This is a genomic window from Micromonospora sp. NPDC047465 (assembly GCF_040643125.1).
Classification (GTDB): domain Bacteria; phylum Actinomycetota; class Actinomycetes; order Mycobacteriales; family Micromonosporaceae; genus Micromonospora.
This window is the reverse complement of record NZ_JBEYTP010000016.1, coordinates 23,694-48,378: the sequence shown is the minus strand read 5'-3', so window position 1 is coordinate 48,378 and position 24,685 is coordinate 23,694. Positions and strand designations below refer to the sequence as shown.

Below are 24,685 nucleotides of genomic sequence, written 5' to 3'. Positions count from 1 at the left end.
GTGCCGGTCAGGCTCCCGCGGCCGACTTGAGGTCGGCGGCCCGGTCGGTGCTCTCCCAGGTCAGGTCCGGCAGCTCACGGCCGAAGTGGCCGTACGCGGCGGTCTGCTGGTAGATCGGGCGGAGCAGGTTGAGGTCACGGATGATGGCGGCCGGCCGCAGGTCGAAGACCTCGGTGACGGCCTGCTCGATCGAGGCGACCGGCACGGTCTCGGTGCCGAACGTCTCGATGAAGAGGCTGACCGGGTGGGCCTTGCCGATCGCGTAGGCGACCTGCACCTCGCACCGCTCGGCCAGGCCGGCGGCGACCACGTTCTTGGCCACCCAGCGGGTCGCGTACGCCGCGGAGCGGTCGACCTTCGACGGGTCCTTGCCGGAGAAGGCGCCGCCACCGTGCCGGGCGTACCCGCCGTAGGTGTCGACGATGATCTTGCGTCCGGTCAGGCCGGCGTCGCCCATCGGCCCGCCGATCTCGAACCGGCCGGTCGGGTTGACCAGCAGCCGGTAGCCCTCGGTGTCCAGGCCGAGGCTCTCCAGCTCCGGGGCGATGACGTGCTCGCGCACGTCGGGGGTGAGCAGCGAGTCCAGCGAGATGTCCGCGGCGTGCTGGCTGGAGACGACCACCGTGTTGAGCCGGACCGGGCGCAGCCCCTCGTACTCGATGGTGACCTGGGTCTTGCCGTCCGGGCGCAGGTAGGGGATGGTGCCGTCCTTGCGCACCTGCGACAGCCGGCGGGCCAGCCGGTGCGCCAGCGCGATCGGCAGCGGCATCAGCTCGGGCGTCTCCGAGCAGGCGAACCCGAACATCATGCCCTGGTCGCCGGCGCCCTGGGCGTCCAGCGCGCTCTCCGAGGCCCCGGTACGCAGCTCGAAGGCGTTGTCGACGCCCTGGGCGATGTCCGCCGACTGGGCGCCGATGGAGACGTTGACGCCGCAGGAAGCGCCGTCGAAGCCCTTCTTCGACGAGTCGTAGCCGATGTCGAGGATGGTCCGACGGACAATGGTCGGGATGTCGGCGTACGCCTTGGTGGTCACTTCACCGGCGATGTGCACCTGGCCGGTGGTGATCAAGGTCTCGACCGCGACCCGGCTGCGCGGGTCCTCGGCGAGCAGGGCATCGAGAATGCCGTCGCTGATCTGGTCGGCGATCTTGTCCGGGTGGCCTTCCGTGACCGATTCGGAAGTGAAGAGGCGGCGTGTCACGGCACTCCTAGCTTGTGGATAAGTCGTTCCGCGGAAGTCTAGTCATCCGCGCGCGCGCCGGGGGCCTTCGGTGCTGCTCGGTTCCAGCCGTCAGGAACGGTCGGGCAACCGGGCCGCCACGAGATCCCAGACGGCGTCGGCGAGGTCCTCCTTGGACTGTTCGGGCAGCCGGCTGACCGATCCGTCCGCGCCGATGACGGTCGCCGCGTTGGTGTCGGCGCCGAAGACCTTGTCGGTGCCGACCTCGTTGATGACGATGAGGTCCGCCCGCTTGCGGGCGAGCTTGGCCCGGCCGTTGGCCTCGGCGTCGCCGGTCTCCGCGGCGAACACCACCAGCACCTGCTCCGGGCGGCGGCGCTGGCCCAGCTCGGCGGCGATGTCCGGGTTGGTGACGAGCGCGATGGTGGGCGCGTCGCCGTCGTCCGACTTCTTGATTTTGCCAGGCGCGTAGGTCGCCGGGCGGAAATCGGCCGGAGCCGCCGCCATCACCACCACGTCGGCCCCGGCGGCCGCCGCGAGCGTGGCCTCGCGCAGCTCGGCGGTCGTGCCGACCCGGACCAGGTCGACGCCCGCCGGGTCGGGCAGCGAGACGTTGGCCGAGATCAGGGTGACCCGGGCGCCGCGGGCGACGGCGCAGCGGGCGAAGGCGTAGCCCTGCTTGCCGGAGGAGCGGTTGCCCAGGAAGCGGACCGGGTCGAGGGGCTCGCGGGTGCCGCCGGCGGTCACCACCACGTGCCGCCCGGCCAGGTCGGCGGGGGCGGCGAGACCCCGGGCCAGGGCCCGGCGGGCGACCGCGAAGATCTCCGCCGGGTCGGGCAGCCGACCCTTGCCGGTGTCGGCCCCGGTGAGCCGGCCGACGGCGGGCTCGACCACCCGGACGCCCCGGGAGCGCAGCGTCGCGACGTTGGCGACGGTGGCAGGGTGCTCCCACATCTCGGTGTGCATGGCCGGGGCCAGCACGACCGGGCAGCGGGCGGTGAGCAGCGTGTTGGTCAGCAGGTCGTCGGCGAGGCCGTGGGCGGCCTTGGCGAGCAGGTCGGCGGTGGCCGGCGCGACCACCACGAGGTCGGCCTGCTGGCCGAGCCGGACGTGCGGCACCTCGTGCACGTCGGACCAGACGTCGTCGGCGACCGGCTGGCCGGAGAGCGCCGCCCAGGTCGGCGCCCCGACGAAGCGGAGCGCCGACGCGGTCGGCACGACCCGGACCCGGTGCCCCGACTCGGTGAAGAGCCGTAGCAGCTCGCACGCCTTGTAGGCGGCGATGCCGCCGCCGACCCCGAGGACGATCCGGGGGGACATCGGGGCGGGGTGGTTACGGCTGGTCGGTCGGCTCGGCGGTGAGCAGGCCCGCGTTGATCTCGCGCATGGCGATGGAGAGCGGCTTCTCCTGCGGGGTGGTCTCGACCAGCGGGCCGACGTACTCCAGCAGGCCCTCACCGAGCTGGCTGTAGTAGGCGTTGACCTGGCGCGCGCGCTTTGCGGCGAAGATGACCAGCGCGTACTTCGACGTCGTCTTCTCGAGGAGCTCGTCGATCGGCGGGTTGGTGATGCCTTCGGGGTTTGCGATGGATCCCACGAATTAACCTCTGCGTCTATCGCACCGCGGACAGCGGTGCTGGCGGTCAACCGCGCAGATGCGGTCGCGCCGGAGCCAGGAAAGAAGAACCGGACAAGCCTACCAGCTCCTCGACGACCCGATCGGTGAGGCCGTGCGCGACGGTGTGGTCGAACACCGCCAGGGTGTCCGCCGGCGGGACGATGCCGGGCGGGTGCAGCAGCACCAGCCGGGCGTCGGGCAGCGTCGCCCGGACCAGCAGCGCGCCGGCGAGGTCGAGGCCGAGCAGCACCGGCTGCCCGGCGGCCAGCCGGGCCCGCACCGGCCCGCCCGGCGTGCCACGCCGGTGGGGCCCGGCCCGGCTCCACTCCAGCAGCTCCCCCGCCGCGACCATCCGGTCGAACTCGGGCGGGGTCAGGAAGAGGCGGTCCACCCCGTCCAGCTCGCCCTCGCGACGGGGGCGCGTGGTGGCCGGCACCGGGACCCACACGGACGGAGAACGCGCCCGGACGCACTCGACGACACTCTCCGTGCCCGAACCCGCGGGTCCGGCCAGGACAGTGAGCCGAGCCGCCGGGCGCGCCTCGTCATCCGTGCTCACTGCTTGTTTCTACACGCTGCCAGCCTCAGTTGGCGGCGAACTCCCCAAGCAGTGCCTTGCGCTGCTGCTCGCCGAGGCCACGCAGGCGACGGCTGTCGGCGATCTTGAGCTTCTCCATGATCTGGGTGGCCCGGATCTTGCCGATACCCGGCATCGCCTGCAGCACGGCGGAGACCTTGAGCTTGCCGACGACGTCGTCGGACTCGGCGCGCTCGAGGACGGCTCCGAGGGTGGTCTTGCCCTGCTTGAGCTGCTCCTTCAGCTCAGCACGGGCCTTGCGGATCTCCGCGGCCTTCTCCAGCGCGGCAGCGCGCTGTTCCGGGGTCAGTGACGGGAGCGGCACCAGTTCTCCTCAGGTCCCTATCGCGACGGGCGGGACGCCACGTCGCATCTGTGAAACGTGGTGTCGCTGTGAACCAAGGGGTCCGTGGTTCCCAGCGCCGGGAAAACTAGCGGCCAACGACGGTTTCGGCAACGTGGACGCGCGATGATCATCGCAAAGTGACCGAGCCGTCAGTCAGTCAGCCGGCGGTCAGGGTGGCCCGGCAGTCGGCCAGGGCCCGGTCCGCGGCGGCCCGCAGCGCGGCCGGGTCCGGGCCCGCGTTCAGCACCTCACGGGAGTACGAGGGCAGCACGGCGGGCAGGCTGGAGCCGAAGACGACGCGCAGATCCGCCGCGGTGGCGCCCTGCGCCCCGAGGCCCGGGGCGAGCAGCGGGCCGTTGACCCGGGACAGGTCGTGGCCGGTGTCGCCGATGGTCGCGCCGACCACCAGGCCGAAGCTGCCGAGCGGCTCCGCACCCGCGTTGAGCTGGGAGATCTCGTCGATGACGGTCTGCGCCACGGTCCGCCCGTCGGCGGTGCGGGCGCCCTGCACGGCGGCGCCCTCGGGGTTGCTGGTGAGCGCCAGCACGAAGACCCCGCCGCCGTGCTCGGCGGCCAGCTCGAACATCGGGGCGAGCGAGCCGACGCCGAGGTACGGGCTGGCCGTCACCGCGTCGACATGGACCGGACTGGATGGGTCAAGGTACGCCGAGGCGTACGCGGCGACGGTCGAGCCGATGTCGCCGCGCTTGACGTCGAGGAGAACGAGCGAGCCGGCCTCCCGTAACTGTCGGATAGTTGACTCTAGGATCGCCACTCCGCGCGAGCCGAACCGTTCGAAAAACGCCGACTGGGGCTTGACCACCGCGACCCGGTCACCGAGGGCTTCCGCGACCGTCCGGGCGAACCGGTCAAGCCCCCGGACGTCGTCGTCGAGCCCCCAGCGGGCCAGCAGCCCCGGGTGCGGGTCGATGCCGACGCAGAGCGGCCCACGCTCGCTGACGGCCCGGTGCAGGCGGGCGCCGAAGCTCTCCATCCGGTTCTCTCCCTCTCCTCGCCCGGGCGTCCACTGCCCGGGCACGCTCGTCGGCGGGCGGCGCGCCGCCCGCGTACTCCCGCCGGACCGTGACCGGCGGCTCAGCCGGCCCGCACGGCCGCGGCGACCCCGGCGGCGATCCGGGCCAGGTCGGCGTCGTCGGTGACGTACGGCGGCATGGTGTAGACCAGGTCGCGGAACGGCCGCAGCCAGACCCCCTCGGCGACCGCGGCGGCGGTGGCGACGGCGAGGTCCACCTCGTGGTCGAGCTGCACCACGCCGATCGCACCGAGCACCCGCACGTCGCGCACCCCCGGCGCGCCCCGCAGCGGCTCCAGGCCGGCCCGCAGGCCCGCCTGCACCCTCGACACCCGCCCCGCCCAGTCCCCGGCCCGCAGCAGGCCCAGGGACGCGTTGGCGACCGCGCAGGCCAGCGGGTTGCCCATGAACGTCGGGCCGTGCGCCAGCACCCCGCCGGCGGAGATGCCCCGGGCGACCTCCGCCGTGCAGAGCGCGGCGGCCAGCGTCAGGTAGCCGCCGGTGAGCGCCTTGCCCACGCACATCACGTCGGGCACCACCCCGGCGTGCTCGGCGGCGAACATCGCACCCGTCCGGCCGAAGCCGGTGGCGATCTCGTCGAAGACCAGCAGCACCCCGTGCGCCCGGGTGACCTCGCGCAGCACCCGCAGGTAGTGCGGGTGGTGGAAGCGCATGCCCCCGGCGCCCTGGACGACCGGCTCCACGATGACCGCCGCCAGCTCGTGGGCGTGCCGCTCGACCGCCTCGACCAGGGCCGCCTCGTAGGCGGCGTCGGGCGGGGTGTCGAAGCCGCCGGGCGGGACGGGGGCGAAGACCTGCCGGGGCAGCACGTCGCCCCAGAGGTGGTGCATCCCGCCCTCGGGGTCGCAGACGCTCATCGGGTGGAACGTGTCGCCGTGGTAGCCGCCCCGCCAGGTGCCCAGCCGGCGGCGTTCCGGCCGGCCGGTGGCGCGTTGGTACTGCAGGCACATCTTGACGGCGACCTCGACGGCGACCGAGCCGGAGTCGGCCAGAAAGACGTGCTCCAGCCCGTCCGGGGCCAGCTCGACGAGGGTGGCCGCCAGGCGGACCGCGGGCTCGTGGGTGAGCCCCCCGAACATCACGTGGCTCATCCGCCCGAGCTGGTCGGTGACCGCCGCGTCGAGCACGGGGTGCCGGTAGCCGTGGATCGCCGCCCACCACGACGACATCCCGTCGACCAACTCCCGGCCGTCGGCCAGCCGCAGCCGTACGCCCTGTGCGCCCTCCACCACGTAGGGCGGGCTGGCCGGCGGCAGGGCGGCGTACGGGTGCCAGACGTGCCGGCGGTCGGCCGCCAGGATCTCCTCGGGTGTCACGCGCGCTCCTTCGTCATCGCCCCCGCGATCTCGCACTTGTGGCCCCCTTCTCGTCCGGCATGAGGCATCGACCGGGGCGGAAAGGGCAGGATCACGGGTACTGCGGTCACCGGGCCGGTGCCGGGGCGGCGGCCGTGGCGCGGGCGACGGCCCGGGGCAGGGCCGGGCCGCGGTAGATGAAGCCCGTGTAGAGCTGGACCAGGGCGGCGCCCGCGTCGAACATCCGGGCGGCGTCGTCGGGGTCGAGGATGCCGCCGACGCCGACGACCGGCAGCCGCCCGCCGGTCTCCCGGTGCACGAACGACACCACCTCGCGGGCCCGGTCGGCCAGCGGCCGGCCGGACAGGCCGCCCGCCTGCGCGCCGCGCTCCCGGTCGGCCGGGGCGAGGCCGTCGCGCGCCAGGGTCGTGTTGGTGGCGATCACCCCCGCCGCGCCCCGGGCCAGGCAGACCTCCAACAGCTCGGCGATCGCCGGCTCGGTGAGGTCGGGGGCGATCTTCACCAGCACCGGCTTCTCCCCCACCAGCGCGGCGAGCAGGGCGTCCAGGTGCGCCCGGTCCTGCAACGCGCGCAGGCCCGGGGTGTTCGGCGAGGAGACGTTGACCGCGAAGTAGTCGCCGTGCCCGCGCAGCGCCCGGTAGGAGGCGAGGTAGTCCTCCACGGCCCCGTCCAGCGGGGTCACCTTGGACTTGCCGAGCGAGATGCCCAGCGGCACCCCGAGCGGGCGGGGCAGCGCCGCCAGCCGGGCCGCGAGGGCCTCGGCGCCGGCGTTGTTGAAGCCCATCCGGTTGACCACGGCCTCGCTGTCGGGCAGCCGGAACAGCCGGGGCCGGGGGTTGCCCGGCTGTGGGTGCGCGGTGACCGTGCCGACCTCGACGAAGCCGAAGCCCAGCGCCGGCCAGGCCGGCAGCGCCGCGCCGTCCTTGTCCATCCCGGCGGCGAGCCCCACCGGATTGGGGAACTCGACGCCGAACACCGTGCGCGGGGCCCGGACGGCGTACCGGGCACGCAGGGCGGCCAGCGCCGCCGGCCGGCGGGACAGTCCCGCCAGCCGACGCAGCGTCCACTCGTGCGCCACCTCCGCGTCCCCCGCCCCGATCCGGAACAGCCCCGGCCGGACCACCTTCTCGAAGATCACCGCGCGCTCCCCCCTGGCCCCCGTTGATCATGAGGTTGTTGCCCGTCGCACCGGCGTGTCACGACAACAACCTCATGATCAACCGGCTGGGGGCGGGTCACTCGGCGGCCCGCAGGGCGGCGTGCAGCTCCTGGAGGGGGCGGACCTGCATGTCGCCCCGGATGCGCGCCTCGATGCCCATCACGGCCGCCGCCGCGCCCGGCACGGTGGTGATGCACGGGATGTCCGCCGTGACGGCGGCGCTGCGGATCTCGTAGCCGTCCGAGCGGGCGCTGGCGCCCGAGCCCTGCGGGGTGTTGATGACCAGGGCGACGTCGCCGCCGAGGATCAGCGACACCGCGTCCTCGCCCGCGCCGGACTCGTAGTGCTTGCGGATCTGCTCGCAGGCGATGCCGTGCCGGCGCAGCACCTCGGCGGTGCCGGTGGTGGCGACGATCTCGAAGCCCAGGTCGGCCAGGCGCTTCACCGGGAAGATCATGCCGCGCTTGTCCCGGTTGGCGACCGACACGAAGATCTTCCCGGCGGTCGGCAACGAGCCGTACGCGGCCGACTGCGACTTGGCGAAGGCGTTCCCGAAGGCCGTGTCGATGCCCATCACCTCGCCGGTCGACTTCATCTCCGGCCCGAGCAGCGAGTCCATGCCCTTGCCCGTCGGGGTGCGGAACCGCTTGAACGGCAGCACCGCCTCCTTGACCGCGATCGGGGCGCCGGCCGGCAGCGAGCCGCCGTCCCCGGTGGCCGGGAGCAGCCCCTCGGCACGCAGCTCGGCGATGGTGGCGCCGAGCGCGATCCGGGCCGCCGCCTTCGCCAGCGGCACCGCCGTGGCCTTGGAGACGAACGGGACCGTCCGGGACGCGCGGGGGTTCGCCTCCAGCACGTAGAGCACGTCGTCCTTCAGCGCGTACTGCACGTTGAGCAGGCCGCGCACGCCGATGCCCCGGGCGATCGCCTCCGTGTACCGGCGGACCTGCGCGACGTGCGAGCCGGCCAGGGTGATCGGCGGCAGCGAGCAGGACGAGTCGCCGGAGTGGATGCCGGCCTCCTCGATGTGCTCCATCACCCCGCCGAGGTAGACCTCGCCGTCGGCGTCGCAGAGCGCGTCCACGTCGATCTCGATGGCGTCGTCGAGGAACCGGTCCACGAGCACCGGGTGGTTCGGGGAGATGTCGGTGGCCCGCCCGATGTAGTCGCGCAGCGTCGCGTCGTCGTAGACGATCTCCATGCCGCGCCCGCCCAGCACGTACGACGGCCGGACCAGCACCGGGTAGCCGATCTCGTCGGCGATCGACTTCGCCTCGTCGTACGAGGTGGCCATGCCGTGCGCCGGGGCGCGCAGCCCGGCCCGGGCCAGCACCGCCCCGAACGCGCCCCGCTCCTCGGCCAGGTGGATCGACTCCGGGGAGGTGCCGACGATCGGCACGCCCGCGTCCTTGAGCCGCTGCGCCAGGCCCAGCGGGGTCTGCCCGCCGAGCTGCACGATCACCCCGACCACGCCCGGCCCACCGGCCGCCCTGCCGGAGGAGTCCTCCGCGTGCCAGACCTCCAGCACGTCCTCGAAGGTGAGCGGCTCGAAGTAGAGCCGGTCGGCCGTGTCGTAGTCGGTGGAGACCGTCTCCGGGTTGCAGTTGACCATCACGGTCTCGAAACCGGCGCCCGCGGCGCCCGCGGCGCCTGCGGCGCCGGAGGCGGACGCGGCGGCTGTGCCGACCGGCGCGCTGCGCAGCGCCTGAACCGCGTGCACGCAGGAGTAGTCGAACTCGATGCCCTGCCCGATCCGGTTCGGCCCGGAGCCGAGGATCAGCACCTTCGGCCGGTCCGACCCGACGACCTCCGTCTCGGAGTCGTAGGAGGAGTAGTGGTAGGGCGTGGTCGCCTCGAACTCGGCGGCGCAGGTGTCCACGGTCTTGTAGACCGGGCGGACGCCCAGGCGGTGCCGCAGCGTGCGTACGCCGTCCTCGGCGGCCAGCTCCGGGCGCAGCGCGGCGAGCTGCCGGTCGGACAACCCGGCCCGCTTGGCCAGGCGCAACAGGTCGGCGTCGAGCACCGGTGCGGCGACGATCTCCGCGCGCAGCTCGACCAGGGCGGCGATCTGGTCCAGGAACCACGGGTCGATCCCGCCGGACGCGGCGGCCACCTCGGCGATCGAGGCGCCCAGCCGCAGCGCCCGCTCCACCGTGTAGAGCCGGCCGTCGTGCGGCATCCGCAGCGCGGCGAGGGTGTTCTCCTTCGTCGCGCCGGCCGGGTCGGGCAGCGTCCAGAAGCCGCCCGCCTTGGTCTCCAGCGAGCGCATCGCCTTGTTCAGCGCCTCGCTGAAGTTGCGGCCCAGGCTCATCGCCTCGCCGACGGACTTCATCGTGGTGGTCAGCTCCGGGTCCGCGCCGGGGAACTTCTCGAACGCGAACCGCGGGATCTTCACCACCACGTAGTCCAGGGTCGGCTCGAACGCCGCCGGGGTCTTCAGCGTGATGTCGTTGGGGATCTCGTCCAGGGTGTAGCCGATGGCCAGCTTCGCGGCGATCTTCGCGATCGGGAATCCGGTGGCCTTGGAGGCCAGCGCCGACGACCGGGACACCCGCGGGTTCATCTCGATCACGACGATCCGGCCGTCGGCCGGGTTCACCGCAAACTGGATGTTGCAGCCGCCGGTGTCCACGCCGACCTCGCGCAGCACCGCGATGCCCAGGTCGCGCAGCCGCTGGTACTCCCGGTCGGTCAGCGTCATGGCCGGGGCCACGGTGACGCTGTCGCCGGTGTGCACACCCATCGGGTCGACGTTCTCGATCGAGCAGACGACCACCACGTTGTCGTGCCGGTCGCGCATGAGTTCGAGCTCGTACTCCTTCCAGCCGAGCACGCTCTCCTCGATGAGCACCTCGTGCACCGGGCTGGCGGTGAGCCCGTCGCCCGCGATGCGGGCCAGCTCCTCCGGGGTGTGCGCCATGCCGGAGCCGAGGCCGCCCATCGTGAACGACGGCCGGATCACCACCGGCAGGCCCAGCTCGGCGACCGTGGCCTCGACCTCGGCCATCGAGTGGCAGACCCGGGACCGGGGCACCAGGCCGGACGGGTCGTCCAGGCCCAGGCGTACGCCGGCCTTGGCGACGATGTCCTTGAACAGCTGGCGGTCCTCGCCCCGGTTGATCGCCTCGATGTTGGCGCCGATCAGCTCGACGCCGTACTTGTCCAGCACGCCCGCCTCGTGCAGGGCGACCGCCGTGTTCAGCGCGGTCTGCCCGCCCAGGGTGGGCAGGATCGCGTCCGGACGCTCCTTGGCGATGACCAGCTCGACGAACTCCGGGGTGATCGGCTCGACGTAGGTGGCGTCGGCGAACTCCGGGTCCGTCATGATCGTCGCCGGGTTCGAGTTGACCAGGCTGACCCGGATCCCCTCGCTGCGCAGCACCCGGCAGGCCTGGGTGCCGGAGTAGTCGAACTCGCAGGCCTGCCCGATCACGATCGGCCCGGAGCCGATCACCAGGATGTGCTTGAGATCGGTCCGCTTAGGCATGTGTGCGCCCCTCGTTCTGGGTCCGGCCCTCGATCAGCTCGGCGAAGCGGTCGAAGAGGTAGTCCGCGTCGTGCGGACCGGCTGCCGCCTCCGGGTGGTACTGGACGGTGAAGGCGGGCACGTCCTTGGCCCGCAGCCCCTCGACGACGTTGTCATTGAGGCAGACGTGACTGACCTGGACGCCACCGAACTCGGTCTCGATCACCTGATCGGGTACGACCGCGCCCTGCCGTGCGCCCGGAACCTCGACCGCGAAGCCGTGGTTGTGGCTGGTCACCTCGACCTTGCCGGTGACCCGGTCGAGCACCGGCTGGTTGATGCCGCGGTGGCCGTAGCCCAGCTTGTACGTGCCGAAGCCGAGCGCCCGGCCGAGGATCTGGCTGCCGAAGCAGATGCCGAACAGCGGCACCTTCCGGCGCAGCACCTCGCGGGCCAGTGCCACCGGCGCGTCCGCGGTGGCCGGGTCGCCGGGGCCGGGCGAGAAGAAGACGGCGTCCGCGCCGGTGGCGAGCAGGTCGTCGATGGTGGACGTGGCGGGCAGCACGTGGGTGGTGACGCCGCGCGCGGCCAGCCGGCGCGGCACGTTGCGCTTGATGCCCAGGTCCAGCGCGGCCACCGTGAACCGGTGCTCGCCCTCGGCCGCCACCACGTACGGCTTCGCGGTGGTCACCTCGGCGGAGAGGTCCGCGCCGACCATCTCCGGGGCCTGCCGCACCCGGGCCAGCAGGGCCCGCGGGTCGGTCTCGACGCTGGAGATGCCGACCCGCATCGCGCCGCGCTCACGCAGGTGCCGGGTCAGCGCCCGGGTGTCCACGCCGCTGATGCCGACCACGCCCTCGGCGGCCAGCCGTTCCTCCAGCCCGCCGGTGGCCCGCCAGTTCGAGCCGATCCGGGCCGGGTCGCGGACCACGTAGCCGGCGACCCAGATCCGGCCGGACTCGTCGTCCTCGCCGTTGACGCCGGTGTTGCCGATGTGCGGGGCGGTCTGCACGACCACCTGGCGGTGGTAGGAGGGGTCGGTCAGGGTCTCCTGGTAGCCGGTCATGCCGGTGTTGAAGACGGCCTCGCCGAAGGTCTCCCCGACGCTGCCGTACGCCTCGCCGTGGAACGTGCGCCCGTCCTCGAGCACGAGGATCGCGGAACGTCTGCGGGTCACTTGACTGCCTTTCCGTCCAAAACCGTCGGCTCGCCGCGCAGGAAGGTCGCCACGATGCGACCCGGCAGCGTCATGCGGGCGTACGGGGTGTTGCGGCTGCGACTGGCCAGCTCCGCCGGCTCGATGGTGCGGCGGGCGGCCGGGTCGACCAGGGTCAGGTTGGCGGGCACGCCGGGCGCCGGGTCGAGGCCGTGCCCCTCCAGGCCGGCGATCCGGGCCGGGGTGCGCGACATCCGCTCGGCGATCAGGTCCCACTCGGGGCCGAGCACGTCGAGGGCGATGGACAGCGCCGTCTCCAGGCCGAGCATGCCCGGCCGGGCGTACGCCCACTCGCACTCCTTGTCCTCCACGGCGTGCGGGGCGTGGTCGGTGGCGACGATGTCGATCACGCCCTCGACCAGGGCGGCCCGCAGCGCGGCGATGTCGCTCGCGGTGCGCAGCGGCGGGTTGACCTTGTAGACCGGGTCGTAGGTCTCCGCCCGCTCGTCGGTGAGCAGCAGATGGTGCGGGGTCACCTCGGCGGTGACCCGGATGCCCCGGGCCTTGGCCTGGCGCAGCACCTCGACGCTGCCGGCGGTGGAGACGTGGCAGACGTGCAGCCGGCTGCCGACGTGCTCGGCGAGCAGCACGTCCCGGGCGATGATCGCCTCCTCGGCGACCGCCGGCCAGCCGGTCAGGCCGAGCCGGGTCGACACCTCGCCCTCGTGCATCTGCGCGCCCTCGGTGAGCCGGGGCTCCTCGGCGTGCTGGGCGATGACCCCGTCGAACGCCTTGACGTACTCCAGGGCCCGGCGCATCAGCTTCGGGTCGGCGACGCAGTGCCCGTCGTCGGAGAAGATCCGCACCCGGGCCGCCGAGTCGGCCATCGCGCCCAGCTCGGCGAGCTGCTCGCCGGCCAGACCGACGGTGACCGCGCCGATGGGCTGCACGTCGACCAGCCCGGCCTCCCGGCCGAGCCGCCAGACCTGCTCGACCACGCCGGCGGTGTCGGCGACCGGCGAGGTGTTGGCCATCGCGCAGACGGCGGTGTAGCCGCCGAGCGCCGCCGCCCGGGACCCGGACTCGACGGTCTCGGCGTCCTCCCGGCCGGGCTCGCGCAGGTGGGTGTGCAGGTCGACCAGGCCGGGCAGGGCGACCAGCCCGGTGCCGTCGACGACGGTGGCGTCCGGCGCGTCCAGCCCGGCGCCGACGGCCGCGACGACGCCGTCGCGGATCAGCAGGTCGGTCGGCGCGGCGCCGACGACGCTCACGTTGGAGATGAGGTACGAGCTCACCGGTTGTTCCCCCCGAGCAGCAGGTAGAGGACGGCCATCCGGACGGAGACGCCGTTGGCGACCTGTTCAACGATGGTGGAGCGGGGCGAGTCGGCGACCTCGGGCGTGATCTCCATGCCCCGGTTCATCGGGCCGGGGTGCATGACGATCGCGTGCTCGGGCAGCCGGCGCATCCGCGGGCCGTCCAGGCCGTAGCGGCGGGCGTACTCGCGGGCGGACGGGAAGTAGGAGTCGTTCATCCGCTCCCGCTGCACCCGCAGCATCATCACCACGTCCGACTGCGGCAGCACCGCGTCGAGGTCGTAGGAGACGTCGGTGCCGGGCGCGAGCGCCTGCGCGATGTGGACGGGGATCAGCGTCGGCGGCCCGACCAGGGTCACCTTGGCGCCGAGGGTGGACAGCAGCAGCACGTTGGAGCGGGCCACCCGGCTGTGCAGCACGTCCCCGACCACCGCGACCGACAGGCCGGCCAGCCGCCCCAGCCGGGAGCGCATCGTGTACGCGTCGAGCAGCGCCTGGGTGGGGTGCTCGTGGGTGCCGTCGCCGGCGTTGACCACCGAGCCGTCGACCCAGTCGGCGAGCCGGTGCGGGGCGCCGGAGGCGGGGTGCCGGACGACCACCGCGTCGGCGCCCATCGCCTGGAGGGTCAGCGCGGTGTCCTTCAGGCTCTCGCCCTTCGCCACGCTGGAGCCCTTGGCCGAGAAGTTGATCACGTCGGCGCTGAGCCGCTTCGCCGCCGCCTCGAACGAGATCCGGGTCCGGGTGGAGTCCTCGTAGAAGAGGTTCACCACGGTGCGACCCCGCAGGGCGGGCAGCTTCTTGACCTCCCGGCCGGCGACGGTGGCCATCTCGGCGGCGGTGTCCAGGATCTGGGTGGCCGTGGCGGCGTCGAGGTCGGCGCCGGAGAGCAGGTGCCTGATCATGAGGGGGTCCCCCCGTACAGCTTGACCTCGTCGGCGCCGTCGGTCTCCGCGAGGGTGACCTTCACGCTCTCCGCGAGGGAGGTCGGGATGTTCTTGCCGACGTAGTCGGCGCGGATCGGCAGCTCGCGGTGCCCGCGGTCGACCAGGACGGCGAGCTGGACGGACGCCGGGCGCCCCACGTCGTTGAGCGCGTCGAGCGCGGCCCGCACCGTACGGCCGGAGAAGAGCACGTCGTCGACGAGGATGACCCGCTTGCCGTCGATGCCGCCGGGCGGCACCTGGGTCGGCCCGACCGCGCGGGTGGCGTGCCGGCGCAGGTCGTCGCGGTAGAGGGTGATGTCGAGCACGCCGACCGGGACGGTCACGTCCTCGAAGGTGCTGATCCGGGCGGCGAGCCGCTTCGCGAGCGGGGCGCCCCGGGTGGGGATGCCGAGCAGGACGGTGTTCTCGGCGCCCTGGGTCTTCTCCAGGATCTGGTGGGCGATGCGGTCGACCACGCGCTGGACGTCGGCGCTGGCGAGGATCACCTTCACCGAGGGTTGTCGCGGCGGCGACGACTGGGCAGCCGGTGGGTAGGCCACGGCGGACCTCCTTCCCCGCCTCACGGGACGGGTCGTTAAAGGACGTCGGATGCCGGCGCCGGACCGCGAGCGGCCCGGACCGGGGCTTCACGCCACGTTACCAGTGGTCACCGCGCCGACCGCCGCCGGCCACTGACCCTCCAATCAGCCGACGAAACGGGACAACTCTCCCGACGGTCCCCAACGGTAGGGTCACGACCACTTGACCACGTGTCGCAATCCCCGTACCGTCACGCTCCGTAGCGATCGCTGGGAGAACCCGAGCAGCACTGGGAGTGTCCGAATGCCCTCTGAATACGCCAAGTCTCTGGGCGCCCGCCTGCGCTCCATCCGCCAGCAGCAGGGCCTGTCCCTGCAGGGCGTGGAGGAGAAGTCGAACGGGCGGTGGAAGGCGGTGGTGGTCGGTTCGTACGAGCGCGGCGACCGCGCCGTCACGGTGTCGCGCCTGGCCGAGCTGGCCGACTTCTACCGCGTTCCCGTCTCGGAGCTGCTGCCCGACGGCAGCGGGGTGCGCCACGAGCCCACCAGCAAGATCGTCCTGGACCTGGAGCGGCTCTACGACGAGGCCTCCGAGGACCTGGCCTACGTCGCCCGCTACGCGCGCGCCATCCAGCAGCAGCGCGGTGACTACAACGGGCGCGTGCTCTCGATCCGCGCCGACGACCTGCGCGCGCTCGCGATCGTCTACGACGCCTCGCCGTCCGGCCTGATCGAGCGGCTCACCGAGCACGGTGTGCTGGTCGCCGACCCGCGGGCGTTCTTCGCCTCCTGAGCCCGACCACGAGAAGGGGCCCGTGCCGTCCGGCACGGGCCCCTTCTGTCGTACGTGTCACACGGCCGCCGGCGGCGAGGACGCCGCGAGTGCCGGGAATGCTGCGGGCCGCCTCAGCGGGTGGCGTACTCGGCGATGCGGCCGAGGATCCCGTTGAGGAAGCGCGGGGAGTCGTCGGTCGACATCTGCCGGGCCAGCTCGACGGCCTCGCTGATCGCCACCGCGTCGTCGATCTCGTCGACGTAGAGCAGCTCGTAGACCGCGATGCGGGCCAGGTTGCGGTCGACCACGGGCATCCGGTCGAGCGTCCAGCCCTCGGCGTAGCTGGCGATCACCTCGTCGATCCGGTCGAGGTGCGCGGCCACCCCCTCGACCAGGCTGACCGCGTATCCCAGGTGCTCGGGCCGGGGCTTCTCGATCCGCTCGATGTAGCCGGCGAGCACCTCGACCGGCGGGCGGTCCCGCAGGTCGGCCTCGAAGAGCACGTCCAGCGCCCGCTTACGCGCCTTGCGGCGCGCGGGCATCTGCTGCTTGGGACCCTCGGCCATCAGGCGCGGCCGAGGTAACGGCCGTCGCGGGTGTCGACCTTGATCTTCTCGCCGGTGGTGATGAAGAGCGGGACCTGCACGGTCGCGCCGGTCTCGACGGTGGCCGGCTTGTTGCCGCCGGTCGACCGGTCGCCCTGCAGACCCGGCTCGGTGTAGGTGACCTCCAGCACGACGCTGGTCGGCAGCTCGATGTAGAGCGGGACGCTCTCGTGGGTGGCGACGGTCGCCTCGGCCTCGGGCAGCAGGTAGTTCGCCGCCTCGCCGACGGTGCCGCCGGGGACGGTGATCTGGTCAAACGTCTCCAGGTCCATGAAGACGTAGTCCTCGCCGTCGGCGTACAGATACTGCATCGTGCGCTTGTCCACGGTCGCGGTCTCGACCTTGGTGCCCGCGTTGAAGGTCTTGTCGACCACCTTGCCGGACAGCACGTTCTTCAGCGTGGTACGCACGAACGCACCACCCTTACCGGGCTTGACGTGCTGGAACTCGACGACGGCCCAGAGCTCTCCGTCGAGGTTGAGTACCAGGCCGTTCTTCAGGTCGTTGGTGGTGGCCATTTCCTGCCTTGATCATCAATTGGCGGACAGACCTGGCAAGTCTACTAGTTGCGCCGCGCGCCGCTGCCCGCCGTCTACCGGCGCCCGCCGCGTGCACCCCCGCCCCGCCTGCACCACCGGCCGTCTCCACCGCTCCACACCCGTGACTCTCCGCACATGGCGCTCGCCGGTCGGACACCCACCTCGCGCGCCCTTTGCTCTGCACCCACGGACGCACCGCTCACCCTGTGTGACACTCGTCGCGCAGCGGCCTCTTGCGGCCAACCGAAGACGCCCAGCTCAGGCCGCCGGTGCGCATGCGGGTGCAGAGCAAAGCGTCCGCGAGGCGTCCCACAGGCGCGAAGAGAGCAGTGACGGAGGGTGACGAGTGTCGAATGTCACTCATCGTGACGAATAGCCGGAGTCCGACCCCGGCTGGCCGATCCCCGCTTGCTCGCGGTCGTGCCGTCAGCGGTTTCGGTGGGCCAGGTGGTGCAGGGCCAGCCGGTAGCCGTCGACGCCGAGCCCGCAGATCACCCCGGTCGCGACCGCGGAGACCACGGAGTGGTGCCGGAACTCCTCCCGGGCGTGGATGTTGGAGATGTGCACCTCGACCAGCGGCCCGCGCAGCATCGCGCAGGCGTCCCGGACCGCGTACGAGTAGTGCGACCAGGCCGCCGGGTTGAGCACCACCGCGGCGCCCTCGTCGGCGGCGGCGTGCAGCCAGCCCAGCAACTCGTGCTCGGCGTCGGTCTGCCGGACGGTCACGTCCAGGCCGAGCTCGCGCCCGGTCGCCTCACAGAGCGCCACGAGGTCTGCGTAGCTGGTCGCGCCGTAGACGTCCGGCTGGCGGGTGCCGAGCCGGCCGAGGTTGGGGCCGTTGAGCACGTGGACCCTCACGCCGCGACCTCGCGGTAGGCCGCCTCCAGCAGGTCGTCCGCCGGGCCCTCGAGGATGGCGGGGCGGGCCAGCCCGTCCAGCACCACGAAGCGCAGTTGGCTGCCCCGGGCCTTCTTGTCCACCCGCATCGTGGCCAGCAGCCGGGGCCAGGCGTCGGCCGGGTAGCTGGTGGGCAGGCCCAGCGCCGCCATCGCCGTACGGTGCCGCTCCGCCGTGGCGGCGTCCAAGCGGCCGGCGAGCCGCGCCAGTTCACCGGCGTAAACCATGCCGACGGCCACCGCGTGCCCGTGCCGCCAGCGGTAGCCCTCCTCCTTCTCGATGGCGTGGGCGAGGGTGTGCCCGTAGTTGAGCACCTCCCGCACCCCCGACTCGCGCAGGTCGCCGGAGACCACGTCGGCCTTGACCCGGATCGCCCGCTCGATCAGCTCCCGCGTCACGGGGCCGGTCGGGTCGGTGGCCGCCGCCGGGTCCCGTTCCACCAGGTCGAGGATCACCGGGTCGGCGATGAACCCGCACTTGACCACCTCGGCGAGGCCGGCGGCGAGGTCGGCCGGGGGCAGGCTGTCCAGGGTCGCCAGGTCGGCGAGGACCCCGACCGGCGGGTGGAACGCGCCCACCAGGTTCTTCCCGGCCGAGGTGTTGATCCCGGTCTTGCCGCCCACCGCGGCGTCGACCATGCCCAGCAGTGAGGTCGCCACCGGCACCCAGCGCACGCCGCGCAGCCAGGAGGCCGCCACGAAGCCGGCCAGGTCGGTGACGGCGCCGCCGCCCACCCCGACCACCGCGTCGGTGCGGGTGAACCCGGCCTCGCCCAGCTTGTCCCAGCAGGCCGCGGCGACGTGGATGTGCTTGCCCGCCTCGGCGTCCGGCACCTCGATCGGCAGCGGCGCGACGCCGGCCGCGCGCAGCCGGTCGCCGATCGCGTCGGCCAGATCCTTGAGCGGGGGCGCGTGCAGCACCGCCACCCGGGTCGCGCCCGGCAGCAGGCCGGGCAGCGCGTCGAGCAGGTCGCGTCCCACCAGCACGTCGTACGGGCGCTCGCCGCCGACCGGGATCCGGGTCATTTCGTCCATCGCCGGCAGCCTAGTCCAGCCGTCCGGTCCCGGGCCGGGACTGTCCACGTGGTGGCCACCTGCCCCGCCGAAACCGCCGGCGCCGAGGCGACCGTCCCGCCGGCGGCCGGGTCAGCCCGGCGTCCGTCCGGCCCAACCGGCGAGCCGGCGGGCGTGCTCGGCCACCGCGGTACGCAGGGCGTCCGGGCTCGACACGGTGAACGGCCAGCCCAGCCCCGCGAGCAACTGGGCCATCCCGTCGAGGTTCTCCGCGCGGGCGCGCAACAGCACCCCGTCGGCGCTCTCCGTCAGCTCGGCCACGCTCGGCGGGACCCGGCGTCGGGCGGTCGCCAGGTCGGTCTCCAGCAGCACCTCGACGTGGTGGGCGTAGGGCACGCCGGCCAGCGAGCGGGTCACCTGGGCCACCGGGTCGAAGCCGTCGGGCACGACGAAGGTCTCGGTCCCCGTCTCCACCTCGCCGACGCGGTCCAGGCGGAACGTGCGTACCTCCCCGCGCAGGTGGTCGTGCCCCGTCACGTACCACCGGCCGGCGTGGAAGACCAGGCCGTACGGGTCGAGCTGCCGCCGGGAGGCTGCGCCGGACCAGGAGCGGTAGTCCAGCCGCACCCGGCGCCGGTGCCGGGCGGCCGCGCCGAGGGCGAGCAACGTCCCGGTCGCCGGCCGTGCCTCCGCCGTGGAGCGCCGCAGCGTGAAGCCGAGGTGCTCCTGCACGGCGGCGAGCCGGTCGCCCAGCGCGGACGGGAGCACCCGGCGGATCTTGGCCAGCGCGGTGGCGGTCGCCGGTTCCTCGGTGCCGAGCCCGAGCCGCTCGGCGGCGAGCAGCCCGAGCAGCACGGCCACCGCCTCGTCGTCGGTGAGCATCAGCGGCGGCAGCTTGTAGCCGGGGCGCAGCCGGTAGCCGCCGTGGCGACCCCGCTCGGCGGCCACCGGGATGCCCAGCTCGGCCAGCGTCGCCGCGTAACGCCGCACGGTGCGCTCGTCCACCGACAGCCGGCGGGCCAGCTCGGCCCCGGTGAGCCGGTGGTGGCTCTGGAGCAGCTCGAGCATGCCGAGCACCCTGGCGGCGGGATGTGACACGGGCCACTCCTTCAATCAGGGCGGAAAGCGTCCGGATTCGATCGTACGGTCTCCCGGAGCGACGACAGAGGGAGAAGGCAGATGGGGACGTTCGTGCTGGTTCCGGGCTTCTGGCTGGGTGGTTGGGCGTGGCGGGAGGTGACCGCGGCGCTGCGCGAGCGGGGCCACGAGGTGTACCCGGTGACGCTGACCGGGGTGGCCGAGCGCGCCCACCTGGCCGGCCCCGAGGTGGGCCTGGAGACGCACACCACCGACGTCGTCCGGCTGATCGAGGTGGAGGACCTGCACGACGTGGTCCTGGTGGGGCACTCCGGTGGCGGGCTGCCGGTGGCCCAGGCGGCGGAGCGCGTCCCGGACCGGATCGCCCGGGTGGTCTATGTGGAGAGCGGGCCGATGCCGGACGGCATGTCGCAGTTCGACGCCAACCCGCCGGAGGAGCAGGATCGGCTGCGCGCCCGGATCGGCGACGGCCACCTGCTGCCCCCGCCCGCGTGGGACCCGGCCGAGGACCCGGAGAACCTGGCCGGCCTGGACGACGCCGCGCTCGCGCTGCTGCGGCGGCGCGCCACCCCCCATCCGCTGCGCGCCGCCACCGACCCGGTGCGCCGCGCCGGCGGGCGCGCCGTGCCGACCGCGCTGGTGGCCAGCACCTTCCCGTTGGAGGTGGTGGAGGGCATGATCGCGCAGGGGCACCCGTTCTTCGCGGGGCTGGCCGGTGGCCAGTTGCACGCGCTGCCCACGGGGCACTGGCCGATGCTCAGCGAGCCGAAGGGCCTGGCCGACGTGCTCGACCGGATCGCCGGGAGCTGACCACAGCCTGAGCGGCCACACCGTGACGGTGGCACCCGGCCCGGGCGGACGGCGCACCCCGCGCGGCGGCGGTCCCCGCCCGCCGGATCCGGTCGCGGCGCACTCGTGACGTGCGCCGCGGCCGGCCGGTCGCTCAGTGCTTCAGCAGCGCCGCGACCTCGGCGGCGATCTCCTCCGGGGCCCGCCCGTCGGTGACCACGGTCGCGGTGGCCACCTCGGCGTAGAGCGGGCGGCGCTGGTCCAGCAGGTGCTTCAGCGTCGCCCTCGGGTTGATCGCCAGCAGCGGCCGGCCCGCCCCCAGCCCGACCCGCTTGACGGCGTCGGGCAGCTCCACGGACAGGTGCACCACGGGGTGCCCGACCAGAGCGGCGCGGTTCTCCTCGGCGAGGACCGCGCCGCCGCCGAGGGCCAGCACCCCCTCGCAGGAGGCCAGCGCCGCCGCCACCGCCGCCCGTTCGAGGGCACGGAAGTGGGCCTCCCCCTCGTCGATGAAGATCTCCGGGATCGGCTTGCCGGCGAGCCGCGCGATGTCCACGTCCGTGTCGCGGAACTCGACCCCGAGCAGCCCCGCGAGCGCCTGCCCGACGGTGGTCTTGCCGGAGCCCGGCGCCCCGACCAGCACGCAGACCGGCGCCATCAGCGGCACCGCCCGGCGCCCTCGCGCCCGACCGACCCGCCCGCGCTCACCGGATCACCAACGCGTCGAGGTAGCCGGCCAGGTTGCGGCGGATCTCGGCGACGGAGTCGCCGCCGAACTTCTCGGTGGCCGCCTCGGCCAGCACCAGCGCCACCATCGCCTCGGCGACGACCGCGGCGGCGGGCACCGCGCAGACGTCCGAGCGCTGGTTGATGGCGGTGGCCGGCTCGCCGGTGGTGACGTCCACCGTCGCCAGGGCCCGGTTCAGCGACGAGATCGGCTTCATCGCGGCCTTCACCCGCAGCGGCTCGCCGGTGGTGATGCCGCCCTCCAGCCCGCCGGCCCGGTCGGTGACCCTGCGTACGCCGGTGGCGGTGGGCACGATCTCGTCGTGCGCCTCGGAGCCGCGGGAGCGCGCCTGCTGCCAGCCGTCCCCGATCTCGACGCCCTTGATCGCCTGGATGGACATCAGCGCGGTGGCGAGCCGGGCGTCGAGCTTGCGGTCCCACTGCACGTGGCTGCCCAGACCCGGCGGCACCCCGTACGCCAGCACCTCGACGACGCCGCCCAGGGTGTCGGCGGCCTTCTTCGCGGCGTCGACCTCGGCGACCATCCGGGCGCTGGCCTCGGGGTCGAGGCAGCGCAGCGGGTCGGCGTCGATGTGGGCGGCGTCCTCGGGTGCCGGGCGCAGCCCGGGCTTGACGGCGACCGGGCCCAGCTCGACCACGTGGGAGACGATCTCGATGCCGAGCGCCTGCCGGACCAGCGCCTTGGCGACCGTGCCGACGGCGACCCGGGCGGCGGTCTCCCGGGCGCTGGCCCGCTCCAGGATCGGCCGGGCGTCGGTGTGGCCGTACTTCTGCATGCCGGCCAGGTCGGCGTGGCCCGGCCGGGGGCGGGTGAGCGGCGCGTTGCGGGCCTGACTGGCCAGCTCCGCGGGGTCGACCGGGTCGGCGGCCATCACGGTGCGCCACTTGGGCCACTCGGAGTTGCCGACCCGGATCGCGACCGGGCTGCCGAGGGTCACCCCGTGCCGGAGCCCGCCGATGATCTCGACCTCGTCCTGCTCGAACGACATCCGGGCGCCCCGGCCGTAGCCGAGCCGGCGCCGGGCCAGCTCACCGGCGATGTCCCCGGTGGTCACCTCGACGCCGGCGGGCACGCCCTCCAGCAACGCGACGAGGGCGGGACCGTGCGATTCCCCTGCAGTCAACCAGCGCAACACAGCGGTCAGTCTGTCACGCCCGGTGGCCGCCGCCGTGCGGTGCCCGCCGCGTCCCGCCCTGCGGACGCCGCCGTCCGCAGGGCGGCCGGCGCCCGATGCCGGGACAGGACGCTCGGGCGGGAACACCGACCCTGGCCCCTGGATGACCCGGGCGCGGGATCCGGCGTCGCCGGCCCGCCGGCTCAGATGCCCCGGCCGCGCCTGTGCAGGGTACGCAGCACCGCGTCGGCGCGGACCACCCGCCCGGCCACGGCGAGGGCGAGGTATGCCCGCGGCTCGCGCGGGTTGCGCCGGATGGTGTGCCGGGCCCACCGCATCGCGCCCCGCCGGTCGCCGGAGGCGGCCCGGGCGAAGGCGATCTGCCCGGCGACCCGCGCCTCGCCGGCCGGCTGCGTGCCGAACTCCGGGTAGCGCTCCAGCAGCCACTGCAACGCCTCGGAGATGGTGTCCCAGCGCTGCGCGAAGTAGGACCGCTTGTGCCACCGCACCAGCACGTACGGCGTGCGCAGGTTGACCAGCGGCGCGCTACGGGCGGCCCGGAGCAGGAACTCGTAGTCCTCCGCGTAGCTGCCCGGGATCTCCTCGTCGACCAGCCCGAACCCGTCCCGCAGCGCGGCGGCGCGGATCAGGAAGGTGGACGGGTGCAGCTCGGTCATCCGGTCGCGCAGCAGGTCGGCCAGGGTGACCGAGTCCTTCGGCAGCGTCCGGTCGACGGTGTGGCCGTCGTAGCTGACCCGGATGCCGCAGCTGACGAACTCCGCGTCGGGGGCGGCGGCGAGCGCCTCGACCTGGGCCCGCAGCTTGCCGGGGAGCCACTCGTCGTCGTCGTCGCAGAACGCGACCAGCTCCCCGGTGGCCGCCAGGATGCCCGAGTTGCGGGCGCCGGCCAGGCCGGGGGTGCGCTCGTTGCGGATCACCCGCACCAGGCGGTCCGGGCGGGACAGCTCGGCCAGCGAGCCGTCCGGCTCGGACCGGTCGTACACGACCACCACCTCGACCTGGCCGGGATGGTCCTGGTCGAGGACGGCCCGCACCGCGGCCCGGAGCAGCTCGGGCCGGTCCCGGGTCGGCACCACCACGCTGACGCTCGGGTGTCCGGTCATCGTCGTTCTCCGTTCCGGTCCGGCCGTGCCCACGGCCGCCACCTCGCCCGCTGCCGTCGTCCGGTCGACGCGGCCACCAGTTCCTCCACGATCCGCCCCACCTGCTCCACCGCGGCGCGGCGCGCCTCGGACGCGGCCGGGTCGGCCGCGACGGCGAACCGGGACGGGTCCGCCAGCCCCGCGGTGAGCGCCGCGAACAGCGCCTCCCGGGTCTCGGCCAGCGCCACCATGCCGGCCGCGCCCAGGCGGCGGGCGAAGAGCTGCTGGTGGTCGTCGACGTGCTCGCCCCGCGTCGGGTCCCGGGGCACCACGATCGGCAGGTGACCGTGCCGGCGGGCCTCCAGGATGGTGGCCGGCCCGCCGTGGCAGACCACCAGGTCGGCCTCGGCCATGGCGGTCTGGAGCTCGTCGTGGCCGAGGAACGGCACCGCCCCGGGCACGCCGGGCGCCCGGGTGTGTCCGTGCTGGACGGTCAGGCCGACGTCCTCGGCGACGCCGGGATGCCACTCCTCCAGCCAGCCGACCAGCCGGCCGAACGGGTGCTTGTCGGTGCCGACGGCGACCAGCAGCCGGGCGCGGGCGACGTCGTCGTGGTCGCGGGGTCGGGGCACCCGGTCCGCCTGCGACGGCCGGGGACGGCCGGGGGCGACCCGGTACGCGGGGGCGGTTCCGGTGCTCTCGGCGGTCACAGCAGGGTCCCCACGACGGTGGCCTCCGGGTACTGGCGGCGCTGCTCGTCCCACTGCACGAGCATCGCGGACAGGAACGGGCGGCAGAGCCGGGCGGTCAGGGTCGGGGTGTCGATCCGGTCGTACACCTCGATGTAGACGGTCGGGATGCGGCGCAGCCGGGCCAGCACCACGAACGGCACGGCGACCCCGGCGCCGGTGGTCACCACGGCGGCGACCCGGCGCGACCGCAGCACCCGCCAGGCGAGGACGGCGTTGCGCAGCAGATTCGGCACGTTGCGGGTGGTCGGGTGGTGCGCCGGGACCAACTCCTCGCCGGCGAGCAGCGAGACCGCCTCGGGCGTGTCGAAGGTGACCCAGCAGCGGCGCCAGCGTTCGTACCACGGCCGCAGGGCGAGCAGTTGGGCCAGGTGGCCGCCGCTGGAGCCCACCAGGAGCAGGACTCCGGGATCGCCGGCGTCCTCGATTGTCGTTTCCACGCGACTCCCCACAAAGTTCGCTTGGAGTTTCGGTCGGCGCCACGCGCCAGCAGATCACAGGTCCTCCGCCGGTGAAATAGGACGACCGGGCGACGATCGATCTCCACCGGCGGCGGAACGGGTGCGCCGCGCCGACCAGTCAGCCATCGACCGTCGTCACGACCT

At 73.7% G+C, this 24,685-nt stretch carries 25 protein-coding genes; 2 read left to right on the top strand and 23 right to left on the bottom strand.

What is annotated here, in order from left to right; genetic code table 11:
- Positions 1-7 precede the first annotated feature (7 nt).
- The 13 genes from metK to pyrR all read right to left on the bottom strand — a co-directional run bounded on the left by metK (position 8) and on the right by pyrR (position 14,671).
- A complete protein-coding gene (gene metK, locus ABZ793_RS16735) occupies positions 8-1,201 on the bottom strand; it encodes a methionine adenosyltransferase (protein ID WP_357457669.1) in 1,194 nt (397 codons plus the stop codon).
- A 90-nt stretch (positions 1,202-1,291) separates the two neighbouring features.
- Positions 1,292-2,500, bottom strand: coding sequence for a bifunctional phosphopantothenoylcysteine decarboxylase/phosphopantothenate--cysteine ligase CoaBC (gene coaBC, locus ABZ793_RS16730; RefSeq protein WP_357457667.1), 1,209 nt, complete (start codon positions 2,498-2,500; stop codon positions 1,292-1,294).
- Positions 2,501-2,513: 13 nt separating this feature from the next.
- On the bottom strand, positions 2,514-2,777 hold the full coding sequence (gene rpoZ, locus ABZ793_RS16725; protein ID WP_007075826.1) for a DNA-directed RNA polymerase subunit omega: 264 nt from the start codon (positions 2,775-2,777) through the stop codon (positions 2,514-2,516).
- 46 nt (positions 2,778-2,823) lie between these two features.
- The gene (locus ABZ793_RS16720; protein WP_357457665.1) at positions 2,824-3,357 is read right to left on the bottom strand and encodes a guanylate kinase; all 534 of its coding nucleotides are present in this window, start codon (positions 3,355-3,357) and stop codon (positions 2,824-2,826) included.
- A 25-nt stretch (positions 3,358-3,382) separates the two neighbouring features.
- A complete protein-coding gene (gene mihF / locus ABZ793_RS16715) occupies positions 3,383-3,700 on the bottom strand; it encodes an integration host factor, actinobacterial type (RefSeq protein ID WP_007458370.1) in 318 nt (105 codons plus the stop codon).
- A gap of 178 nt (positions 3,701-3,878) precedes the next feature.
- The gene (gene pyrF / locus ABZ793_RS16710) at positions 3,879-4,715 is read right to left on the bottom strand and encodes an orotidine-5'-phosphate decarboxylase (RefSeq protein WP_357457663.1); all 837 of its coding nucleotides are present in this window, start codon (positions 4,713-4,715) and stop codon (positions 3,879-3,881) included.
- 101 nt (positions 4,716-4,816) lie between these two features.
- Positions 4,817-6,091, bottom strand: coding sequence for an adenosylmethionine--8-amino-7-oxononanoate transaminase (locus ABZ793_RS16705; RefSeq protein WP_357457660.1), 1,275 nt, complete (start codon positions 6,089-6,091; stop codon positions 4,817-4,819).
- A gap of 106 nt (positions 6,092-6,197) precedes the next feature.
- Positions 6,198-7,229, bottom strand: a complete 1,032-nt coding sequence (locus tag ABZ793_RS16700; RefSeq protein WP_357457658.1) for a quinone-dependent dihydroorotate dehydrogenase — start codon at positions 7,227-7,229, stop codon at positions 6,198-6,200.
- Positions 7,230-7,326: 97 nt separating this feature from the next.
- Positions 7,327-10,737, bottom strand: coding sequence for a carbamoyl-phosphate synthase large subunit (gene carB, locus ABZ793_RS16695; protein ID WP_357457656.1), 3,411 nt, complete (start codon positions 10,735-10,737; stop codon positions 7,327-7,329).
- Positions 10,730-11,893, bottom strand: coding sequence for a glutamine-hydrolyzing carbamoyl-phosphate synthase small subunit (carA, locus tag ABZ793_RS16690; RefSeq protein ID WP_357457654.1), 1,164 nt, complete (start codon positions 11,891-11,893; stop codon positions 10,730-10,732). The genes carB and carA overlap by 8 nt, the downstream gene beginning before the upstream one ends.
- Entirely contained in the window at positions 11,890-13,167 is a 1,278-nt protein-coding gene (locus tag ABZ793_RS16685; protein WP_357457652.1) for a dihydroorotase, read from the bottom strand. The genes carA and ABZ793_RS16685 overlap by 4 nt, the downstream gene beginning before the upstream one ends.
- A complete protein-coding gene (locus ABZ793_RS16680) occupies positions 13,164-14,090 on the bottom strand; it encodes an aspartate carbamoyltransferase catalytic subunit (protein WP_091095578.1) in 927 nt (308 codons plus the stop codon). Before ABZ793_RS16680 ends, ABZ793_RS16685 begins: the two co-directional genes overlap by 4 nt.
- Positions 14,087-14,671: a bifunctional pyr operon transcriptional regulator/uracil phosphoribosyltransferase PyrR gene (pyrR, locus tag ABZ793_RS16675; protein ID WP_350708956.1), complete on the bottom strand. Its 585-nt coding sequence runs from the start codon at positions 14,669-14,671 to the stop codon at positions 14,087-14,089. The genes ABZ793_RS16680 and pyrR overlap by 4 nt, the downstream gene beginning before the upstream one ends.
- A 283-nt stretch (positions 14,672-14,954) precedes the next feature.
- Here pyrR and ABZ793_RS16670 point away from each other — a divergent pair, with 283 nt between their 5' ends.
- Positions 14,955-15,443, top strand: coding sequence for a helix-turn-helix domain-containing protein (locus ABZ793_RS16670; RefSeq protein ID WP_013285505.1), 489 nt, complete (start codon positions 14,955-14,957; stop codon positions 15,441-15,443).
- A gap of 113 nt (positions 15,444-15,556) precedes the next feature.
- Here ABZ793_RS16670 and nusB read toward each other — a convergent pair whose 3' ends face one another.
- From nusB to ABZ793_RS16645, 5 genes are all read right to left on the bottom strand, one after another.
- On the bottom strand, positions 15,557-15,967 hold the full coding sequence (nusB, locus tag ABZ793_RS16665; protein ID WP_176737511.1) for a transcription antitermination factor NusB: 411 nt from the start codon (positions 15,965-15,967) through the stop codon (positions 15,557-15,559).
- Positions 15,968-15,990: 23 nt separating this feature from the next.
- Positions 15,991-16,548, bottom strand: coding sequence for an elongation factor P (gene efp, locus ABZ793_RS16660; RefSeq protein ID WP_013285503.1), 558 nt, complete (start codon positions 16,546-16,548; stop codon positions 15,991-15,993).
- Between the two features lie 447 nt (positions 16,549-16,995).
- Entirely contained in the window at positions 16,996-17,427 is a 432-nt protein-coding gene (gene aroQ, locus ABZ793_RS16655) for a type II 3-dehydroquinate dehydratase (protein ID WP_357457648.1), read from the bottom strand.
- Complete coding sequence (aroB, locus tag ABZ793_RS16650; RefSeq protein WP_357457646.1) at positions 17,424-18,500, bottom strand: 3-dehydroquinate synthase; 1,077 nt, start codon at positions 18,498-18,500, stop codon at positions 17,424-17,426. The genes aroQ and aroB overlap by 4 nt, the downstream gene beginning before the upstream one ends.
- Positions 18,501-18,611: 111 nt before the next feature.
- The gene (locus tag ABZ793_RS16645; protein WP_357457644.1) at positions 18,612-19,577 is read right to left on the bottom strand and encodes a YafY family protein; all 966 of its coding nucleotides are present in this window, start codon (positions 19,575-19,577) and stop codon (positions 18,612-18,614) included.
- A gap of 81 nt (positions 19,578-19,658) precedes the next feature.
- On the opposite strand from ABZ793_RS16645, the gene ABZ793_RS16640 reads away from it, so the two are divergent.
- Positions 19,659-20,387 (top strand): alpha/beta fold hydrolase, encoded by a 729-nt coding sequence (locus tag ABZ793_RS16640; protein WP_357457642.1) that lies wholly within the window; start codon positions 19,659-19,661, stop codon positions 20,385-20,387.
- A gap of 133 nt (positions 20,388-20,520) precedes the next feature.
- Here the strand turns inward: ABZ793_RS16640 and ABZ793_RS16635 are convergent, their stop codons facing one another.
- From ABZ793_RS16635 to ABZ793_RS16615, 5 genes are all read right to left on the bottom strand, one after another.
- Entirely contained in the window at positions 20,521-21,024 is a 504-nt protein-coding gene (locus ABZ793_RS16635; RefSeq protein WP_357457640.1) for a shikimate kinase, read from the bottom strand.
- Positions 21,025-21,070: 46 nt separating this feature from the next.
- On the bottom strand, positions 21,071-22,249 hold the full coding sequence (aroC, locus tag ABZ793_RS16630; protein WP_357457638.1) for a chorismate synthase: 1,179 nt from the start codon (positions 22,247-22,249) through the stop codon (positions 21,071-21,073).
- A gap of 182 nt (positions 22,250-22,431) precedes the next feature.
- Complete coding sequence (locus tag ABZ793_RS16625; protein WP_357457636.1) at positions 22,432-23,352, bottom strand: glycosyltransferase family 2 protein; 921 nt, start codon at positions 23,350-23,352, stop codon at positions 22,432-22,434.
- Positions 23,349-23,963, bottom strand: coding sequence for a glycosyltransferase (locus ABZ793_RS16620; protein WP_357457887.1), 615 nt, complete (start codon positions 23,961-23,963; stop codon positions 23,349-23,351). The genes ABZ793_RS16625 and ABZ793_RS16620 overlap by 4 nt, the downstream gene beginning before the upstream one ends.
- Before the next feature lie 74 nt (positions 23,964-24,037).
- Positions 24,038-24,520, bottom strand: coding sequence for a UDP-N-acetylglucosamine--LPS N-acetylglucosamine transferase (locus ABZ793_RS16615; protein ID WP_357457634.1), 483 nt, complete (start codon positions 24,518-24,520; stop codon positions 24,038-24,040).
- Positions 24,521-24,685: the final 165 nt, after the last annotated feature.

Excerpts from the sequence above, each read along its gene's own strand:
- ABZ793_RS16635 (WP_357457640.1), bottom strand. The coding sequence starts at position 21,024 with ATGGCGCCGGTCTGCGTGCTGGTCGGGGCGCCGGGCTCCGGCAAGACC.
- coaBC (WP_357457667.1), bottom strand. The coding sequence starts at position 2,500 with ATGTCCCCCCGGATCGTCCTCGGGGTCGGCGGCGGCATCGCCGCCTAC.
- ABZ793_RS16640 (WP_357457642.1), top strand. The coding sequence starts at position 19,659 with ATGGGGACGTTCGTGCTGGTTCCGGGCTTCTGGCTGGGTGGTTGGGCG.
- carB (WP_357457656.1), bottom strand. The coding sequence starts at position 10,737 with ATGCCTAAGCGGACCGATCTCAAGCACATCCTGGTGATCGGCTCCGGG.
- ABZ793_RS16625 (WP_357457636.1), bottom strand. The coding sequence starts at position 23,352 with ATGACCGGACACCCGAGCGTCAGCGTGGTGGTGCCGACCCGGGACCGG.
- efp (WP_013285503.1), bottom strand. The coding sequence starts at position 16,548 with ATGGCCACCACCAACGACCTGAAGAACGGCCTGGTACTCAACCTCGAC.
- ABZ793_RS16680 (WP_091095578.1), bottom strand. The coding sequence starts at position 14,090 with ATGATCAGGCACCTGCTCTCCGGCGCCGACCTCGACGCCGCCACGGCC.
- nusB (WP_176737511.1), bottom strand. The coding sequence starts at position 15,967 with ATGCCCGCGCGCCGCAAGGCGCGTAAGCGGGCGCTGGACGTGCTCTTC.
- aroB (WP_357457646.1), bottom strand. The coding sequence starts at position 18,500 with ATGGACGAAATGACCCGGATCCCGGTCGGCGGCGAGCGCCCGTACGAC.
- pyrF (WP_357457663.1), bottom strand. The coding sequence starts at position 4,715 with ATGGAGAGCTTCGGCGCCCGCCTGCACCGGGCCGTCAGCGAGCGTGGG.
- ABZ793_RS16670 (WP_013285505.1), top strand. The coding sequence starts at position 14,955 with ATGCCCTCTGAATACGCCAAGTCTCTGGGCGCCCGCCTGCGCTCCATC.